The sequence below is a fragment of the Halorubrum tibetense genome (genome assembly GCF_055396225.1).
Genome location: NZ_AP043742.1, coordinates 1543531 through 1559929, shown reverse-complemented (window position 1 = coordinate 1559929; position 16399 = coordinate 1543531). Strand labels below are relative to the sequence as shown.

Annotated in this window: 18 protein-coding genes; 6 read left to right on the top strand and 12 right to left on the bottom strand. The window is 68.2% G+C overall.

What is annotated here, in order from left to right; all coding sequences use genetic code 11:
- Window positions 1–38: 38 nt before the first annotated feature.
- From ACZ5TV_RS07870 to ACZ5TV_RS07855, 4 genes are all read right to left on the bottom strand, one after another.
- Window positions 39–1190, bottom strand: a complete 1152-nt coding sequence (locus ACZ5TV_RS07870; protein ID WP_379782346.1) for a site-2 protease family protein — start codon at window positions 1188–1190, stop codon at window positions 39–41.
- Between the two features lie 155 nt (window positions 1191–1345).
- Window positions 1346–1609 (bottom strand): DUF7123 family protein, encoded by a 264-nt coding sequence (locus ACZ5TV_RS07865; RefSeq protein ID WP_379782348.1) that lies wholly within the window; start codon window positions 1607–1609, stop codon window positions 1346–1348.
- A gap of 378 nt (window positions 1610–1987) precedes the next feature.
- Window positions 1988–2830 (bottom strand): molybdopterin synthase, encoded by an 843-nt coding sequence (locus ACZ5TV_RS07860; RefSeq protein WP_464384321.1) that lies wholly within the window; start codon window positions 2828–2830, stop codon window positions 1988–1990.
- Window positions 2831–2918: 88 nt separating this feature from the next.
- On the bottom strand, window positions 2919–3776 hold the full coding sequence (locus ACZ5TV_RS07855) for a 3-hydroxyacyl-CoA dehydrogenase family protein (protein ID WP_379783428.1): 858 nt from the start codon (window positions 3774–3776) through the stop codon (window positions 2919–2921).
- A 193-nt stretch (window positions 3777–3969) separates the two neighbouring features.
- Between ACZ5TV_RS07855 and ACZ5TV_RS07850 the strand changes: the two genes are divergently transcribed.
- Both ACZ5TV_RS07850 and ACZ5TV_RS07845 read left to right on the top strand, forming a co-directional pair.
- Complete coding sequence (locus ACZ5TV_RS07850) at window positions 3970–4773, top strand: class I fructose-bisphosphate aldolase (protein WP_379783430.1); 804 nt, start codon at window positions 3970–3972, stop codon at window positions 4771–4773.
- Between the two features lie 3 nt (window positions 4774–4776).
- On the top strand, window positions 4777–5751 hold the full coding sequence (locus tag ACZ5TV_RS07845; RefSeq protein ID WP_464384320.1) for a class 1 fructose-bisphosphatase: 975 nt from the start codon (window positions 4777–4779) through the stop codon (window positions 5749–5751).
- 75 nt (window positions 5752–5826) lie between these two features.
- Here ACZ5TV_RS07845 and ACZ5TV_RS07840 read toward each other — a convergent pair whose 3' ends face one another.
- The 4 genes from ACZ5TV_RS07840 to ACZ5TV_RS07825 form a co-directional block, all read right to left on the bottom strand.
- The gene (locus tag ACZ5TV_RS07840; RefSeq protein WP_464384319.1) at window positions 5827–6501 is read right to left on the bottom strand and encodes a phosphate ABC transporter permease; all 675 of its coding nucleotides are present in this window, start codon (window positions 6499–6501) and stop codon (window positions 5827–5829) included.
- Between the two features lie 83 nt (window positions 6502–6584).
- On the bottom strand, window positions 6585–6863 hold the full coding sequence (locus ACZ5TV_RS07835; RefSeq protein ID WP_379782891.1) for a zinc ribbon domain-containing protein: 279 nt from the start codon (window positions 6861–6863) through the stop codon (window positions 6585–6587).
- Window positions 6864–6921: 58 nt separating this feature from the next.
- Window positions 6922–7107 carry a sensor histidine kinase gene (locus tag ACZ5TV_RS07830; RefSeq protein ID WP_379782889.1) on the bottom strand — a complete coding sequence of 62 codons (186 nt, stop codon included), beginning with the start codon at window positions 7105–7107 and terminating at the stop codon, window positions 6922–6924.
- Window positions 7064–8815, bottom strand: coding sequence for a PAS domain S-box protein (locus tag ACZ5TV_RS07825; RefSeq protein ID WP_379782887.1), 1752 nt, complete (start codon window positions 8813–8815; stop codon window positions 7064–7066). Before ACZ5TV_RS07825 ends, ACZ5TV_RS07830 begins: the two co-directional genes overlap by 44 nt.
- A gap of 183 nt (window positions 8816–8998) precedes the next feature.
- On the opposite strand from ACZ5TV_RS07825, the gene ACZ5TV_RS07820 reads away from it, so the two are divergent.
- The 3 genes from ACZ5TV_RS07820 (at window position 8999) to ACZ5TV_RS07810 (ending at window position 12180) form a co-directional block, all read left to right on the top strand.
- Window positions 8999–10528: a DNA polymerase Y family protein gene (locus tag ACZ5TV_RS07820; RefSeq protein WP_464384318.1), complete on the top strand. Its 1530-nt coding sequence runs from the start codon at window positions 8999–9001 to the stop codon at window positions 10526–10528.
- A gap of 48 nt (window positions 10529–10576) precedes the next feature.
- Entirely contained in the window at window positions 10577–11122 is a 546-nt protein-coding gene (locus ACZ5TV_RS07815) for an NUDIX hydrolase (protein WP_379780725.1), read from the top strand.
- Between the two features lie 80 nt (window positions 11123–11202).
- Complete coding sequence (locus ACZ5TV_RS07810) at window positions 11203–12180, top strand: CPBP family intramembrane glutamic endopeptidase (RefSeq protein ID WP_379780727.1); 978 nt, start codon at window positions 11203–11205, stop codon at window positions 12178–12180.
- A gap of 5 nt (window positions 12181–12185) precedes the next feature.
- On the opposite strand, the gene ACZ5TV_RS07805 is transcribed toward ACZ5TV_RS07810, so the two are convergent.
- From ACZ5TV_RS07805 to ACZ5TV_RS07795, 3 genes are all read right to left on the bottom strand, one after another.
- On the bottom strand, window positions 12186–12512 hold the full coding sequence (locus ACZ5TV_RS07805; protein ID WP_379780729.1) for a NifU family protein: 327 nt from the start codon (window positions 12510–12512) through the stop codon (window positions 12186–12188).
- 144 nt (window positions 12513–12656) lie between these two features.
- Window positions 12657–14747: a cation:proton antiporter domain-containing protein gene (locus ACZ5TV_RS07800; protein WP_379780731.1), complete on the bottom strand. Its 2091-nt coding sequence runs from the start codon at window positions 14745–14747 to the stop codon at window positions 12657–12659.
- Window positions 14748–14829: 82 nt separating this feature from the next.
- Entirely contained in the window at window positions 14830–15429 is a 600-nt protein-coding gene (locus ACZ5TV_RS07795) for a 2Fe-2S iron-sulfur cluster-binding protein (RefSeq protein ID WP_379780733.1), read from the bottom strand.
- A gap of 179 nt (window positions 15430–15608) precedes the next feature.
- Here ACZ5TV_RS07795 and ACZ5TV_RS07790 point away from each other — a divergent pair, with 179 nt between their 5' ends.
- Window positions 15609–16091: an RNA-binding protein gene (locus ACZ5TV_RS07790; RefSeq protein ID WP_379780735.1), complete on the top strand. Its 483-nt coding sequence runs from the start codon at window positions 15609–15611 to the stop codon at window positions 16089–16091.
- Between the two features lie 30 nt (window positions 16092–16121).
- Here ACZ5TV_RS07790 and ACZ5TV_RS07785 read toward each other — a convergent pair whose 3' ends face one another.
- Entirely contained in the window at window positions 16122–16322 is a 201-nt protein-coding gene (locus ACZ5TV_RS07785) for a dodecin (protein ID WP_379780737.1), read from the bottom strand.
- Window positions 16323–16399 lie beyond the last annotated feature (77 nt).

The window sequence follows — 16399 nt, the reverse complement described above, 5'->3', positions numbered from 1 at the left end:
GTGACGGAAGGGGAGCGCACGTCGGGCGGAGAGGGAGCTCACGTCGACACGACCTGTATCGGGACGAGCAGGAAACACAGCGCGCCGACTGCGAACGTGAGGACGCCGACGAGGAAGCGCGGCCAGCCCAGGCGACGTTCGTCGTCCGGGTTCGCCGGGCCGTTGGCGGCGATCACCATCGCGAACACGCCCCAGAACGCCCACAGGCCGACCGACTCGTTCAGACCCAGCCCGCGCCAGTAGTAGAGGTACGCCGCGATGGCGAACAGGCCGGCGGGGACGAGCGCGGCGAGCGTCTCCTGTCGCGGGCCGGCCATCGCTCGGACCATGTGACCGCCGTCGAGCTGGCCCACCGGGAGGAGGTTCAACAGCGTGAAGAACATCCCGACCCACCCCCCGATGACAACGGGGTGCGTCGAGAGCGTCGGGTCGTCGTAAGTGGTTGGCTGTCCCAACAGGTCGGCGATGAGACTCAACAGGGGTGGGTTGTTGAACCGGATCATCGTCCCGGAGCCGTTGGCGAGCTCGGCCGGGACGCGGATCGGGTCGAGCGACAGGCCGATAGCGGTGACGGCGACGGTCGCGACGAGTCCGGCGATGGGCCCCGCAGCTCCGATGTCGAAGAGCACCTTACGGGAGGGCATCCGTCCCCGCATCCGGATCACGGCCCCGAGCGTCCCGAACGGGAAGACGAACGGGATCACGTACGGCAGCGACACGTCGACGCCGTGGTAGCGCCCGGCGACGTAGTGGCCGAGCTCGTGGACCATCAACACCCCAAGGACCGCGGCGGTGAACGGCCACGCCTGAAGCATCGCGAGCGGGTTCGCGCGGATCTCGGCGAGCGGGACGTAGTACCAGCCGTACGCGCCGACGAACAGCGTCGACAGCACCGTCGTGACGAACAGGACGACGTTCACCCACGGGACACCCTCACGACCGTGGTCGAACGGGGTGACGACGACGACGTGTCCCCCCTCGAGCGTTTCGAGATCGACATCGTAGCCCGCCTCCCGGAACGCAGGGGAGATCTTCCGCAGCAGGGTGCGTTCGGGGATGTACGACTCGCCGACGAACCGGACTCGACCGTCGTCTCGTCGGACCTCGTCGACCCGGAAGAACGTTCGGAGGGACTCCGGACGGGGGACGTCGTCGTCCGCCGACGCCGACCCGTCCTCGCGTGCTGGCATCGTTCCGGGTTAGCCGGCGGCGAGTATAAACCCCGCGTCGCCGGCCGAGAGGGGATCGGGAGTCGGGGCCGTCACCAAGGGGACTGCGGAAGAAGAACGTCGATCGAGGGTCGCAGCGAAAGCGCGTCGATCGGGGACCGTCCGATCCGGCGGGATCAGTTCGCGGGCTCGACTCGCCACGTCGTCGCGCCCGTGTACGACCACTTCTCGACGGTGAGCTCCGTCGCGGAATCCCGGAGCTTCACCATCAGTGCGCCGATCTCCTTCGGGGAGAGGTCGACGTCGTCGGAGATGAACTTCCCCTTGAAGTACATCTCGCCGTCCTGCGCGCGGTCGAGCAGGTACTGTTTCAGCCGCTCTTCCTTGCTCTGAGAGTCGTTCGCGCTGACGTCGGTGGAGGGGGTTGCAGTCGCGCTCATGGTACACTCACCGCTTGTGGACGGAGGGTGTTATAAAGCCGAGACCGTTGGACGGTGTTCGTGAGGATTCAAGCCCTTTCACCGCCGCCGCGACGAAAAAACGTGTCTGACGGACCGTTCAAAACGGTTTCAAAACCGCGTAGATCGTTTACAAAGTGATCTAAGGCCGCGATACTGATATATACGAAAGCAGAAACTAACGCCCGCCAGTACCCGCGATCGAGCCGGAAGGGCGGGACAAAACGGGGGGATCGAGTCGGGCGCGCGCCAGCCGCGTCACGCGTCGGAACCGGCTTACGGGTCGCGCGGGCCGCCCGTAGATCGTACCGCAGCGGCTTACGGGTCGCGCGGGCCGCCCGTAGATCGTACCGCAGCGGCTTACGGGTCCCGCCGGTGGAGCCAGAACTCCTCGCGTTCCGTCGTCTCCTTTTTAAATATCGGCACCTCGTCCTTGAGCCGATCGATCCCGTCCTCGACGGCGCGGAACGCCTCGGGTCGGTGGCCCGCGAGCACGACGACGAACACGATGTCTTCGCCCGCCTCGATCACGCCGGTACGGTGGTGCATCGCGACGTCGAGGACGCCGTCGCGATCGGTGAGTTCGTCGGCGATCCGGTCCATCCGGTCGCGGGCGACCCCCTCGTACTTCTCGAACGCGAGGTGGGTCGTACGGTTGTCGTCGGGGCTGTCTCGCGTACGGACGCGTCCGGTGAACGTCGCGATAGCGCCCGACCGCTCCGCGCGCGGCGACGCTTCGACCCGCCGGACGAGCGTCTCGCGGGTGATCCACGGCTCCGCCGCGTCAAGCGCGTCGACGAGCGCGTCGAGGTCGACGTCGTCCGCGTTCGCCCCGGTCGCGATCACGTCACCGGGCGTGTCCGCGGCGTCGGCGTCGGGACCGAGGAGGACGGTCGGAAGTCGAAGGCGGTCGTACCCGACTGCGACGAGGTAGTCGTGGTCGGGCGCGAGCCCGTCGAGGAGGTCGTCGAAACCGTCGACCACGCCTCGCCCCTGCCAGACGCCGTCCCCGGAGAGCGAGAGGGCGGTGTCGGGGTCATCGGCCGTGGCGGGCGCGGCGGAGTGGTCGGCGGTCGCGCCGACACCGCCGTCGGCGACGGGGTCGTCGTCCGCGCGGACGACCGCGACCCGCCCGTCGAGACGGGCGACGAGTGCCCCGGCGAGCGCGTCGGCGTCGGGACCGCGTATGGAGATCGGTTGCATACCCGAACCCGGGGGGCGAGCGGCTTAGACGTTTCCCGACGGGACGGGCGCTCCGACGGAAACGACACCGAGGGGATCCGCCGCGGACTCAGTCGTACTGATAAAACCCTTCACCGGTCTTCTTCCCGAGGTCGCCGGCCGCGACCTTCCGTTTCACGAGATACGCGGGCTGGTACCGGTCGCCGAGCTCCTCGTGGAGGGTTTCGCTGGCGTCGAGGACGACATCGAGTCCGATGTGGTCGGCGAGCTCGAGGGGCCCCATGGGGACGTTGGTGCCGAGTTTCATTCCGCGGTCGATGTCGCGTTTGCTCGCGACGCCCTCGTCGTACGCGCGGACGCCCTCGTTTATCCACGGCATCAGGATCCGGTTGGTGACGAAGCCGGGTTTGTCGTCGGACTCCCAAGTCTCCTTGCCAAGCGCCTCGGCGAAACCGTGCGCGAAGTCGACGGCGGCGTCGGCCGTGCGCTCGCCCACGACGACCTCGACGCCGTCCATCACCGGAACCGGGTTCATGAAGTGGAGCCCCACGACCGCGCCCGCGCGGTCGGTGGCGCTCGCGATCTCCGTCACCGACAGCGTCGAGGTGTTGGTCGCGAGGACGACCCCCTCGTCGACGACCGCGTCGAGGTCGGCGAAGATCCCTTTCTTGACTTCCATGTCCTCGACCGCCGCCTCGACGACCACATCGGCGGACGCGAGGTCGTCGAGGTCGGTCGTCCCCGTGATCCGCGACCGGATCGTCTCGGGGTCCGCGGGGAGCGCGTCCTTCGCGTTCAGCCGGTCGAGGCTCGATCGGACCTGTTCGAGCCCGTTCTCGACGTACGTCGACTCGATGTCGCGCATCACCACGTCGTAGCCGGCGGTCGCCGCGACCTGAGCGATCCCGTTGCCCATCGTTCCCGCACCGACCACGCCAACCGTTTCGACGTCGGATAGCTCGCGCATGTGCGTCGCTGCCGGGCCGGCGGTGGTAAGTATTGCGAAGCGCGGCATGAAAGATAACATCAGTTGTAGTAAATTATTTTTCGTTATCGACGCCGGCAGCGGGGGGTTCAGGCCGTAACCAGCCGTTTACCGACGAACGATCGGGAGAAACCGACCCCACGCTTTTTTGCTCGTGTGAGTGGAGTAGTAGTCGATGCTTCCCCACGCCACCGACGCGATCTCGCGGGACGGAAAGTCGTTGATCCTCGCGTACGACCACGGATTAGAGCACGGGCCCGTCGACTTCGACCCGAACCCCGACACCGCAGACCCCGAGCGGGTGTTCGAGCTCGCGACCCACGACGCGGTGACGGCGATCGCCGTACAGAAGGGGCTCGCGGAGGCGTACTACCCCGACTACGCGGACGACACGGCGCTCGTCGTGAAGGTGAACGGCACCTCGAACCTCTGGATGGGCGAACCCGACACCCCGGTGAACTGTACGCCGGAGTACGCCGCCGGGCTCGGCGCGGACGCCGTCGGGTTCACGCTGTACGGCGGCGCGAACAACGAGATCGGGATGGCCGAGGAGTTCCGCGAGGTCCAAGAGAGCTCGCGCGAACACGACCTAGGCGTCGTCATGTGGGCGTACCCGCGCGGACAGGGCGTTCGCAACGAGACCGACGACCGGACGATCGCCTACGCCGCCCGGATCGCTCACGAGCTCGGCGCGGACATCGCGAAGGTGAAGTATCCGGGATCCCCCGAGGCGATGGCGGAGACGGTCCGGATGTCCGCGCGGACGAGGGTCGTGATGTCCGGCGGCTCGAAGACGAACGACGAGTCGTTCCTCCGAACCGTCGAGGAGTCGATGAACGCGGGCGCGAAGGGGCTTGCGGTCGGCCGGAACGTGTTCCAGCGCGACAACCCGATCGAGATCCTGGACGCCTTGGAGCTCGTCGTCTTCGAGGGAGCCTCGACCGAGGAAGCGATGGCCGAGACCGGAGCGGGCGAGTAACCGATGTCGGACGGTTCACACGGCGACACCGACGGCAGTGACCCCGTCGTCGAGGCGGTGTTCGACGCGGTCGCGGCGACCGCGCCCGCGATCCGAGACGCGCTGCCGGGGCGGCGCGTCGAGAGCGACGCGGAGAACCCCTCCGGCGAGACGACGCTCGCCGGCGACATGTACGCCGACGAGCTGCTCGGGGAGGCGCTGACAGCCATCGACGGGGTCGGCGCGTACGTCAGCGAGGAGCGCCCGGAAGCGACTGACGCCGGCGAGGGGTACTCGGTCGCGGTCGACCCCCTCGACGGCTCCTCGAACCTCCGGTCGAACAACGCGATGGGGACCGTCGTCGGCGTGTACGAGGGGTCGTTGCCGGCGACCGGACGCGAGCTCGTCGCCGCCGGGTACACCCTGCTCGGCCCGATCACGACGATGGTCGTCGCCGACGAGTCCGGCGTTCGCGAGGAAGTCGTCACTCGCGCCGGCGACGCTGAGGGGGACAGAGGCCACGAAAGCGGCGGAAACGGCGGGGTCAAGGAGGGAGACGGGAGCGAGGAGGGAGACGGGAGCGGGGTGGTTCGGTCGGTCGTCGACGACGACCTCACCCTCCCCGAGGATCCGACCGTCTACGGCTTCGGCGGGCGGGTGCCCGACTGGCCCGACGCGTTCCGCGGGTACGCCCGCGAGGTCGAAGACGAGCTCAAGCTCCGCTACGGAGGGTCGATGGTCGGCGACGTGAACCAAGTCGTGACGTACGGCGGGGTGTTCGCGTACCCGGCGCTCGTGGACGCGCCGAACGGGAAACTGCGGCTCTCCTTCGAGGCGAACCCCATCGCGTACATCATCGAGGCGATGGGCGGGGCCGCCTCCGACGGGACCCGGCCGATCCTCGACGTCGAACCGGACGGCCTCCACGACCGTGTCCCGCTGTACGTCGGCAACGAGGGACTCATACGGCGGCTCGAAGCCGCGCTCGACGGCGAGTAGCACGTTCCGGGTCGAGAGCGGGAGCGACAGGGCGGAAAACGGAACCCGACGACGGTCGTTCCGGCGTCGGCCGGATCAGGCCGGCGTCCCCTCGTCGTCGTCGCTCGCGGTCCATCGTCGCGCGCCGGGGAGGATCCCCGCGAGCTTCGTCACGTAGCCCAGCTTGAACAGCCCGAACTGCGAGAGGACGCCGAGCGCGAAGACCGCGAGGAACGGGATCGCGGTCGGATCGAAGAGGATCGGGTCGAGCGCGAGCTCCTCGGCGGCCGTCGAGAACGCTTCGGGAGTGAGCGACCGGGTCCCGAGCGCCGCGCCGATAAAGGCCGTCGAGACCACGAGAGTCGTCCGCGTGAGCACGAACCCGAAGAGCGCGCCGACGGCGACGCCCGCGAGCGTCGCGCCGACGAGCAGGGCAGTCCCCTCGAATCCGGCCGCATCGGCCGCGTATATCGGGCCGACGGCGAACCGGCCGACGAACCCGCCGACGGTCCCGCCGATGACGAGCACCGCGAACGAGAGCCCGGCGTACGCGAGGAACCCGCCGATCGCACCGCCGAGGAGGACGCCGGCGCCGGAGAGCACCAGCCCGTCGACCGCGATGAGGCCGACGAGGTTCGGGGCGGCGAGGTAGCCGGCACCCGCACCGATCAGGAACCCGGTCAGCGTCACGGCGTACACGGAGACCGCCGCGCCGACGAACGCGAGCAGGAGCCCGGCGACGACGACCCCGATGTCGAGTGGCGTAACCATACGGCCACGTGTGCGGTGGGTGGACTTAAAAGGTCACGACCGAGGCGGGAACGGTGTACGACCGAGCGCGCTCGCCGAGCGGATCACCGCCGACGCCGCCCTGCCTGCCGGTCGATGTAGCGCGTGTAGCCGCCGACCGAGAGCCCGAAGCCGAGGACGACGAGCGTGAAGCCGGCGAGTCTGGTGGTCCCGATCGTCATCACTGTGAGAATGACGCCGAACACGAACGCGAACACGCCGGTCACGACGACGCCCACGTCGAGAAGCGGCGACGGCTGTACCGTCTCACAGTGGGGGCAGAACCGGGCGTCCTTCGGGATCGGCTCGTGGCACTCGACACAACGGACGCGATCGCGGGGCACGGCCGTCGTTGGTGTCGGGGTAACTTATATACTCCAGTCCGGAGTGCCGGAAGTCGGTTCAGCGACTGCCGATGGGGAGTGCCGGCCGGTCGACCCCACGGATCTCGAACCGCGCCCCGCCCGTCTCGGAGTTCGTGGCCCGGATCTCCCAACCGTGAGCGTTGGCGATCTCCTTGACGATGGCGAGTCCGAACCCGGTGTTACCCTCGGTCCCGCTCTTTCCCGGTTCCGAACAGTCCGTCACGGACCTCCTCGGGGACCCCCGGACCGTCGTCCGCGAGGTAGAAACCGTCCTCGAGGTCGCCGACGTGGACCGTAACGCTGTGGCTGTCGGTCGTCTGCCCGTGTGCCAAGCTGTCGTCGGGCTTCGTTCGACCGCTTGTGGACCCGTGCTCGACGCTGTCACCGGACTGCGTCCGGTTGCTCGTGGACCCGTGTTCCACGCTGTTGCGCATGAGGTTCTCGAAGAGGTTCCGGAGTCGTGCGGGGTCCGCGGAGACGGTTCGGTCGGCGAGCACTTCGAGCACCGCGTCACCCGTGTCGACCGTCTCCCAGCTGTCAGCCGCGATCTCGGCGAGTTCGACGGGTTCGGGGTCGCCGACGCTCTCCCCCTCGCGGGCCAGCGTGAGGGTGTGTTCGACGATCGACTCCATCCGGTCGAGAGCGTCGGCCGCGGCGTCGAGGTGTTCGGAGTCCGTCGCCGCACGGGCGAGGTCCACGCGGCCCTGTGCGACGTTGAGCGGGTTCCGAAGGTCGTGGCTCACGATGCCGGCGAACTCGTCGAGCCGTTCGTTCTGCCGCCGGAGCGCCGCCTCGCGCTCCTTGAACGCCGTGATATCCTCTTGGAAGCCGACCCAGCCGGTCACGTCGCCGTCGTCCTCCTCGCGGATCGGGGCGACGCTGACGCGGTTCCAGAACTCGGTGCCGTCCTTGCGGTAGTTCAACAGCTCGACGGTAGCGGGCACCTCGGCGTCGATCGCCTCGCGGAGCCGTTGTACGGGCTCCTCATCGGTGTCCGGTCCCTGAAGGAACCGGCAGTTGACGCCGATCGCCTCGTCGCGGCCGTATCCGGTCATCTCGACGAACTCGTCGTTGACGTACGTCATCGGGTTGTCCGGCAGCGTCGGGTCCGTGATCGTGATACCGACCGGCGCCTCCTCCAACGCCCGGCGTTTCGTCTGGAACTCCTCACGCTCTTTGACCTCCTCGGAGATGTTTCGGAGGATCCCGACGCTCCCGTCGAACTCCTCGCCCTCGTACGGTAACACCGCCATGTGGTCACGACACGGGATCGGGTCTCCCTCCTTCGGGATGATGTCCACGCGAAACCGCTGGAGGTCCGGCCCTGAACTGGACAGGATCGACCCGAGCCGCTCCTCGGCCTCCCGGACGGCCGGGTCGTCCTTTATCAGTCCCGGCTTGCTACCGATGATCTCCTCGCGATCGTAGCCGGTCAGCTCGGCGAACGGCTCGTTGACGTACTCGAACGTTCCCGTCTCGTCGACGACGTAGATCGGGTAGCCGAGCGCCTTCAGAACCGTCGAGTAGCGTTCGGCCGCTTGCTGCGTTCGATACTCCGTCGCAGCCTGATCCACCCGGTTCGCGAGCCGCTGGAGCTGTTCGGGGCCGCCCTTCTGGAAGTAGCCGGTGACGCCAGCGTTGATCGCCCGGCTCGCGATCTCCTCGCTCCCCTTGCCGGTGTACAACACGAACGGGACCTTCGGGTGGTCCTCGCGCAACGCCTCGAAGAGCGAGAGCCCGTTCATCCCGGGCATGTCGTAGTCGCTGACGAGACAGTCGAACGACTCCCCGTCGATCCGCTCCAGCGCCGTTTCCGGGTCGGTCACGCTCGTCACCGACACCGACTCCAGCTCCCGTTCGAAGTACGCCTCGGCGAGATCCAACACCGAGGGGTCGTCGTCGACGTGTAACACGTCGATCCGTTCGCTCATACCGGACACACACGGCGACACAATAAACGCGTATCGGCCCGAGTATCAGGGTTGGATCCGGTCGGCGACGCGACGCCGCCCCGGGCCCGACGACCCCCTGCTCACACGTCACGGCTCCGCCGTCGTTTCACCTCCACTCCGCGTGGCGCGCGCTTAAGGGCACGGCCCACCGATCGGCGACCGATGAACGGCGGGACGCTCCCCGGGATGGACGACGCACACGGGCCGGCGGATAGCGGCCCGGACCGCGTCGTGTTCCACGTGGACATGGACTGTTTTTACGCGTCCTGTGAGCGGTTGCGCGAGCCCGAACTCCGCGGCGAGCCCCTCGTCGTCGGGATGGGGTACGAGCCCGGGGAGACCGCCGGCGCGGTCGCGACCGCGAGCTACGAGGCTCGCGAGTTCGGCGTCGAGAGCGCCATGCCCATCTCCGAGGCGCTCGAACTGCTGCCGCGGCGGGCGGGGGCGGGCGAGGGAACTGGCTGTGAGGCGACGGACGACGGCAAGGAGCCCGGAACGGGGGAGACGGAGCCCGGAACGGGGGGGACGGAGACCGGCCGCTACCGCCCCGTCGATCTCGAGTTCTACGAGTCGGTCGCCAGCGAGGTCAAAGCGGTGTTGCACGACTGCGCCGACGTCGTCCGCGAGGTGAGCATCGACGAGGCGTATCTCGACGTCACCGACCGAACCGCATGGGACGCCGTCGATGCGGGAAACGGGTCGGATCCCGACGGCGACGACGGCCCCGCACCGAGCACCGCGGCGGGGCCGGCCGACGCCCGGACGGTGGCCGAGGGGTACGCGAGACACGTCAAAGACCGGATCGAGCGGGAGGCCGGCGTTCCCGCGAGCGTCGGCGTCGCACCGAACATGTCGGCCGCGAAGGTCGCGAGCGACGCCGACAAACCCGACGGGCTGGTCGTCGTCCCGCCGGGGACGGTGGCCTCGTTCCTCGCGCCGCTGCCGACGGCTGCGCTCCACGGCGTCGGCCCGGTGACGGAGCGGACCCTCGCGGATATCGGGATCGAGACCGCGGGCGACGTGGCCGAGGCCGACGCCGAGACGCTGGTCGCCGCGCTCGGGGACCGCGGACGGCTGCTCTCCCGGCGGGCGCGCGGCGAGGACGACCGGGAGGTGACGCCCCGCGGGCTCCCGAAGAGTCTCTCCCGGGAATCGTCGCTCCCGGCGACCGCGGACGAGGCGACGAAGCGGGAGACGGTGGCCACGCTGGCCGCGGACGTGGCGCGTCGCGCCCGCGACCGGGGCTGTCTCTACCGTACGATCGGGATCAAGGCGGTCGAGCCGCCGTTCGACGTCAACACGCGAGCACGGAGTCTTCCCGGTCCCGTCGACGACCCGTCCCTGGTCGAGTCCGTCGCGCTCGATCTGCTCGACGAGTTCGCCGACGCGCGGGTCCGCAAACTCGGCGTTCGAGTGTCGAAGCTCGACTTCGCCGCGGGCGACCAGGCGACCCTCGAGGGGTTCGCGGAGGAGGATACCGACGGCGAACCGACGGCCGGAGGAGGGACTGACCGACCCGACGGAGCGCCGACCGGAACGCGGCCGACAGGCGAGGAACGGGAGCGAATGACGCTCGCGGACTGGGCTGAGGCGGACGTGGAGACCGGTCTCGACGACGCGACACGGCACGACGAGGAGAGCGGGGACGAACGCCCGGACGGACAGGCGTCGCTCGGCGACTGGTCGTCGTGAGCGCGTCGTGACACCGGGGCTTTAGGTCGCCGGCCACCACGCAGGGGTATGGACGACCTCGTGTGGGAGACGCTCGGCACCGAGATCGACTACCGCTGTCCGGGGTTCGACGTGCGCCGTGACGAGGTACAGTTCCCCGAGGGTGAGACCGACGGCTACCACTACGTCGACGAGCCGCCGGCGGTCGTGGTGCTCCCGTTGACGCCCGACGGCGACGTCGTCGTCATCGACGAGTGGCGTCAGGCGGTCGGCCGAACCAACCGCGGGATCCCCGCGGGGACGGTCGAACCGGAGGACCGCGACGACCTGAAACGAGCGGCCGCCCGCGAGCTGGCCGAGGAGACCGGCTACGAGGCGGACGGCTTCGAGCGACTGACGACAGTCGAGCCCGCCAACGGGGTGACGAACGCGGTCCATCACCACTTCCTCGCGACGGGGTGTGAGCCGACCGCCGAGCGCGACCTCGACGACAACGAGTCGATCGCGGTCGAAACGGTTCCGTACGACGATCTACTAGAAGCGGTGATCGACGACGGGCTCCGTGACGGGCGGGCGGTCACCGCGGTGACCTGGTACGAGTTACTGTATCGATAATCGAGTTCGACGCGGAACGAACACCGGCAAGCCGACGGTGGACGAACAAGCCTTTCACCGAACGACCCGTATCACGACCGATGAGTGACCCCTCCACGGACGACGGGGCCGAGCCGAACGAAACCGGACGGGGAGACGCCGACGCGCCGGACGCGACCCCGACGGCGGACGGATCGGACGGGACCCCAGCGGCGGACGGATCGGGCCGGACCGCGACCTCGGCAGGGGAGGATCCCGACCCGACCACGACCGCCCCGCCGAACGACCCCGAGCCGAGCGCCGTCCCCGACTCCCCGCTTCGTGCGGTGGGGGTTGCCGTCGGGCTCGGCACCCTCGGGATCGCCTTCGTCCTCCTCAGCAGTCTTCTGGTGTTCGGCATCGACGCCGCCGTCGTCGAGCTCCCGCTCGCGGTGAACCTCGGGCTCACGCTGGTGTTGGGACAGTACGTCGCGTTCGGCGGGCTCGCGCTCGCGTACCTGCTGTACCGCGGGTTCGACCGGTCGGGGATCGTCTCGTATCTCGGGATCCGGCGGCCGAGCCTCACTGAACTCGGCCTCGTCCTCGGCGGCTGGGTGGTGATCCTGATCATGGTGGTCTCGATCTCGACGCTGCTACAGGTGATCGGGGCCGAGACGGCCGCGAACCAGAGCGCCGAGCTCGCCGTCCAGAACCCGGCCGTCATCCCGCTACTTATCGCCGCCTCGTTCCTCGTGATCGGCCCGGCCGAAGAGGTGCTGTACCGCGGGATCGTTCAGAGCCGGCTTCGCGAGTCGATCTCGGCCGTTCCGGCCATCGCCATCGCGTCCGCGATCTTCGCGTTCGTTCACGTGATCGCGTTGACCGGGGGGATACAGGGACGGCTCACGACGATCGCCGTCCTCTTTTTCCCGAGCCTCGTGTTCGGCGCGGTGTACGAGTACACCGACAACATCGTCGTCCCGGCGCTGTTACACGGGCTCCACAACGCCGTCCTCTTCACGCTGTTGTACGTCGCCGTGGCGTACAGCGACGAGCTCGAGGAACTCGCGGAGGGCGGGATGGCGCTCCTCCCGGTGTAAGGGGATTAAAAGTGTCCGGCGGACTCCGTCTCGTACTGGAGGTCGCCGCCGCGCCCGCCTTCGACGGTCGAAGCGCCCTGATCGCCGGTCGAGGGGACTTTCACGTGAACCTCGGAGACCTCGTCGAAGTCCATGATGAGGTCGCGACGGATGTTCTCGGCGGTGACGTTCGAGATGCCACAACCGGAGCAGGTACCGCCGAGCTCGACGACGACTTCCCCCGTCTCCTCGTCCGCCTCGCGCACGACGCTCGTCCCGCCGTGCATCTGGATGATCGGCATCTGGCCGACCATCCACTGCTCCACTCGCTCCGCGAGGCTCTTGTCGCTCATTACTCCTCGTACGACGCCGAACCTTTGGAAGGTTCCGGTTTGCCACCGGTTGACTCGACTGAAAGGAACTGTCTCACCGTCGATCAGGAGGGACGCGACCGGTCGCGACCCCCGATGTGATCGGCCACTCGATCTGACGAGCCCTTACTCGATCGTGAGGAAACGAGCGGCGTATCCCGGCTCACCCTGTCGTGGCGTCACCACGATGAACGATCCCGGAGGGAGCTCGGCGAGCTGCTCCGGCAGCGCCGTCAGCCCCGGGTCCCAGCCGACGCTCCCCTGTCGCGGCGAGATCGGGACGACGAGGTCGTTTTCGTCGGTCTCCCGACGGAGTGTGGACTCCAGCTCCGACCAGCCGCGAACGCGTTCGAAGCGCCCCTCGAGCTCGGGCTCGACCATGCCGAACAGCCGTTCGTACTGCCGCTCGTTGCCGTCGACGACGTACACGTGCAGCTCCGCGCCGAGTCGCTCGGCGAGTCGCTTGACGACGTGGACCGCCTCGTAGAACCCCTCGTGGTGATCGACGCCCGGCGGCGCGACAACGAACACCCGCTCGGTCGTGTTGATCGGGTGGCCGAGCCGCGAGACGAGCACCGGAACGGTCGTCCGGCGGAGCACCTGGTCGATGATGCTTCCGAACACCCGGTTACTCAGCGACTGCTGGGCGTCCCACCCCATGACGATCAGCTCGGCGCGCGTCTCCGTGCTCGCGCGGACCACGCCCGAGGCGATACTGTGGTTCACCCGGGTCTCCGTCCGGGCCGGGACCTCAGCGGCGTCCGCGATCTCCGCCGCGCTCTCCAGCCCGGCCTCCGCCTCGGCGACGGCGCTCTCGTCCGTTCCGGAGCCGTCGGGCTGGACCACCGTGAGGAGGTGGACCGGGCTCTCTGGACGCTCGTCCTTGAGGGCGAACGCGAGCTCGAGGAGGTGTCGCTGGCGGTCCGCGTCGGTCGACAACGGCAACAGGATCCGCGGGTCGACCGCGCCCGACTCGCCGGGTTCGACGTCGTCGTCCAGCGCGAGTCGCGTCCCGTACCGCTCCGTGAGCCACGGGCTGACTACCGCCGCGATGAGCATCATCACCACCACCGCGTTGAGCACGTCCGCACCGAACAGCCCCGCGTCGAAGCCGACGAGCGTGATCGCCAGCGCGGCCGCCGCTTGCCCGACCGACAGCCCCGTGATCACACCGAACTCGTTGCGGTCGTACCCCTGTATCGCCGAGACGATCCCCGCTGCACCGACTTTCGAGAGGAACATCGTCGCGACGATCACCACGGCGACGAACAGCGTCCGTGGCCCGTCGAGGATGACGCCGGGGTCGACCAGCATCCCGACGTACAGAAGGAAAAAGGGGACGAACAGCGCGTTGCCGACGAACTCGATCCGGTTCATCAGAGGGCCGCCACGCGAGACGAGCCGGTTCAACGCGATCCCGGCGACGAACGCGCCGAGGATGTCGGAGAGCCCCAACACCTCCGCGAAGCTGGCCGCGCCGAAGATGGCGGCACCCACGAGCAGGAACTCGAAGTAGCTCTCCTGGCTCGTGTTCCGGAAGAACCACCGGGCGATCGGCGGGAGGACGAACCAGATCCCGGCGAAGAGGACCGCGATCGACGCGAACACCTGCCCGAACAGCATGAGCGTCAGCTCTCCGTCGGCCTGTCCGAGAACGATCGCCAACACGACGAGCGCGAGCGTGTCGGTAAAGAGGATACCGCCGAAGACGGCGGTGACCGCCCGGTTCTTCGTCACGTCCAGCCGGTTGACCACGGGATACGCCAGCAGCGTGTGCGAGGAGAACACCGCCGCGAGCAGGAACGACGCCCACGGGTCGAGACCGAGCACGTATATCCCCACGGCGGACCCGACACCGAACGGCAGAAAGAAGCTCGTCAACCCGAACAGCGCCGCGTTCTCCGGTGCCGCGAGGAATCCGCGGAGGTCGAGCTCCAGCCCAACGGTGAAAAGCAAGTAGACGAGTCCGACGTTCCCCAATAAGACGATCGCATCCGTCTCCGCGAGCACGCCGGCTCCGTTCGGCCCCAACGCCGCACCGACGAGAACGATACCGACGATCCCCGGGAGGCCGGCACGCTCGATGAGCAGCGGGGCGACAAGGAACGTCGCCAACGCGATCGCGAACACGATCACCGGCTCCTCGATCGGGACGGTCGGGATCCCGCCAGTCAGCACTGAAAAGAGCAGTACAGCCGAGAACGAAGTGAGAAACATTCGAGGTGAGAACGGGTCGTACGGGAGGGCGTTCGGTCGGTGAACCGTCTCCGAGACGGGTCAGCCGGCTGGCGATCGGTCGTCAGGGAGCCTCGCCGGTTTCGAGGGTGAACGAGTCACGGGGGTACGCGACGCAGGTGAGCGTGTAGCCGTCCTCGAGCTCGGCCTCCTCGAGCATCTGCTGGTTGTCGTGCTCGAGGTAGTCCTCGGAAGGGCCGTCGGTCACTCGACCGGCACAGGAGACACACTGCCCCTGCCGACACGCGTACGGGAGGTCCCAGCCGTGGTCCTCGCCCTGGTCGAGGATCGGCTCGTTGTTCGCGAGCTCGATCGTCTCGCCCTGCTTGGCGAACTCGACCTCGTAGTACTCGATCTCGTCTTCGGGGATGTCGCCGGGGCCGGCGCTCGCCGTGCTCCCGTCCTCCAGTTCGCCCTCGTCACCATCGCCGCCGGCCGGGATCGCGCCGCCGCCACCACCGCCGCCGATCGCGCGGTTACCCGGCTCCGGGAACTCAGTCTCCGGGACGGAGCTCGCACGTCGCTCGTGGATCTCCTCCGAAATGTCCGTCGTGGGCTCCCATCCCGTCCCTTTCAGCAGGCTAAAGAGGACGACCGCCAGCGTCGCGATCACCGCCAGCCCGGGGGCCAGCGGTTCGGCTCCGATCCCCAATGGAGCGTACATACACACGCCTATGGAGAGGTGGTTTAAGGCCGTTTTGATCGGGCCAACGGCCGCCTCCCGTCTGCTCGGGGACGAACAGCGGCCGTACACGCGTCGAACCCGTCGCGGGGCGTCGAGGCGCGACTCGGGTCACGCGAGGGAGCGGTCCCTTTATCGGCGCGCCGACCGAGCGGGCGCGTATGCAAGTGAAATCCCGCCACCACCTCCGAAGCGACGATATCCGCGACATCCGCGAGGCGATCGCGGACCACCTCGGCGTCGACATCGACGGGGAGACGTTCGAGTCCGTCGAGTTCGTCGACGCCGAGTACCAGCTCGTCCTCGTCGACGGCGACCCCGCCGTGTTTTACGTCGATGACGACGAGCCGTTCCTCACCGTCCGCGGCGCGAACAACACGGAACCACAGACGGGCGTCGTCACCGTCGACGCCGGCGCGATCTCGTTCGTCTCCGACGGGGCGGACGTGATGCGCCCGGGGATCGTCGAGGCGGACGCGTCGATCCGTGACGGCGACCTCGTCGTGATCGCCGAGGAGACGCACGGGAAGGTACTGGCGGTCGGGCGAGCGATGGTGGACGGCGACGAGATGGTCGGCGACAGCGGAAAAGTGATCGAGTCGATCCACCACGTCGGCGACGAGCTCTACGAGTTCGCGGCGTGACGGACCAAACGTCGGCGACACACCGAGCGGTCAGTCCTCCAGCTCGAACGCGACTTCGACTTCGGCCTGGTACTCCCGTTCCGGCGCGTTCTTGATCTCGACGCCGAACTCCTGTACCTCCGCCCAGTAGACGTTCTCGAGGGTGTCTTCCGCGCGGTCGATCGCGTCGTCCGCCGCCGCGTCGAAGCTCTCGTCGCTCGTTCCGATCAGCGTGATCTTTTTGAACACCATGGGTTTGGGAGTTGGACGCATGCCACTATAAAACCCACCACGGTTGGACGGGGCGGCAGCCGGGCGCCCCGAACACG

Coding starts and splice junctions, on each gene's coding strand:
- ACZ5TV_RS07870 (WP_379782346.1), bottom strand. CDS start 1,190: ATGCCAGCACGCGAGGACGGGTCGGCGTCGGCGGACGACGACGTCCCC.
- ACZ5TV_RS07865 (WP_379782348.1), bottom strand. CDS start 1,609: ATGAGCGCGACTGCAACCCCCTCCACCGACGTCAGCGCGAACGACTCT.
- ACZ5TV_RS07860 (WP_464384321.1), bottom strand. CDS start 2,830: ATGCAACCGATCTCCATACGCGGTCCCGACGCCGACGCGCTCGCCGGG.
- ACZ5TV_RS07855 (WP_379783428.1), bottom strand. CDS start 3,776: ATGCGCGAGCTATCCGACGTCGAAACGGTTGGCGTGGTCGGTGCGGGA.
- ACZ5TV_RS07850 (WP_379783430.1), top strand. CDS start 3,970: ATGCTTCCCCACGCCACCGACGCGATCTCGCGGGACGGAAAGTCGTTG.
- ACZ5TV_RS07845 (WP_464384320.1), top strand. CDS start 4,777: ATGTCGGACGGTTCACACGGCGACACCGACGGCAGTGACCCCGTCGTC.
- ACZ5TV_RS07840 (WP_464384319.1), bottom strand. CDS start 6,501: ATGGTTACGCCACTCGACATCGGGGTCGTCGTCGCCGGGCTCCTGCTC.
- ACZ5TV_RS07825 (WP_379782887.1), bottom strand. CDS start 8,815: ATGAGCGAACGGATCGACGTGTTACACGTCGACGACGACCCCTCGGTG.
- ACZ5TV_RS07820 (WP_464384318.1), top strand. CDS start 8,999: ATGAACGGCGGGACGCTCCCCGGGATGGACGACGCACACGGGCCGGCG.
- ACZ5TV_RS07815 (WP_379780725.1), top strand. CDS start 10,577: ATGGACGACCTCGTGTGGGAGACGCTCGGCACCGAGATCGACTACCGC.
- ACZ5TV_RS07810 (WP_379780727.1), top strand. CDS start 11,203: ATGAGTGACCCCTCCACGGACGACGGGGCCGAGCCGAACGAAACCGGA.
- ACZ5TV_RS07805 (WP_379780729.1), bottom strand. CDS start 12,512: ATGAGCGACAAGAGCCTCGCGGAGCGAGTGGAGCAGTGGATGGTCGGC.
- ACZ5TV_RS07800 (WP_379780731.1), bottom strand. CDS start 14,747: ATGTTTCTCACTTCGTTCTCGGCTGTACTGCTCTTTTCAGTGCTGACT.
- ACZ5TV_RS07795 (WP_379780733.1), bottom strand. CDS start 15,429: ATGTACGCTCCATTGGGGATCGGAGCCGAACCGCTGGCCCCCGGGCTG.
- ACZ5TV_RS07790 (WP_379780735.1), top strand. CDS start 15,609: ATGCAAGTGAAATCCCGCCACCACCTCCGAAGCGACGATATCCGCGAC.
- ACZ5TV_RS07785 (WP_379780737.1), bottom strand. CDS start 16,322: ATGGTGTTCAAAAAGATCACGCTGATCGGAACGAGCGACGAGAGCTTC.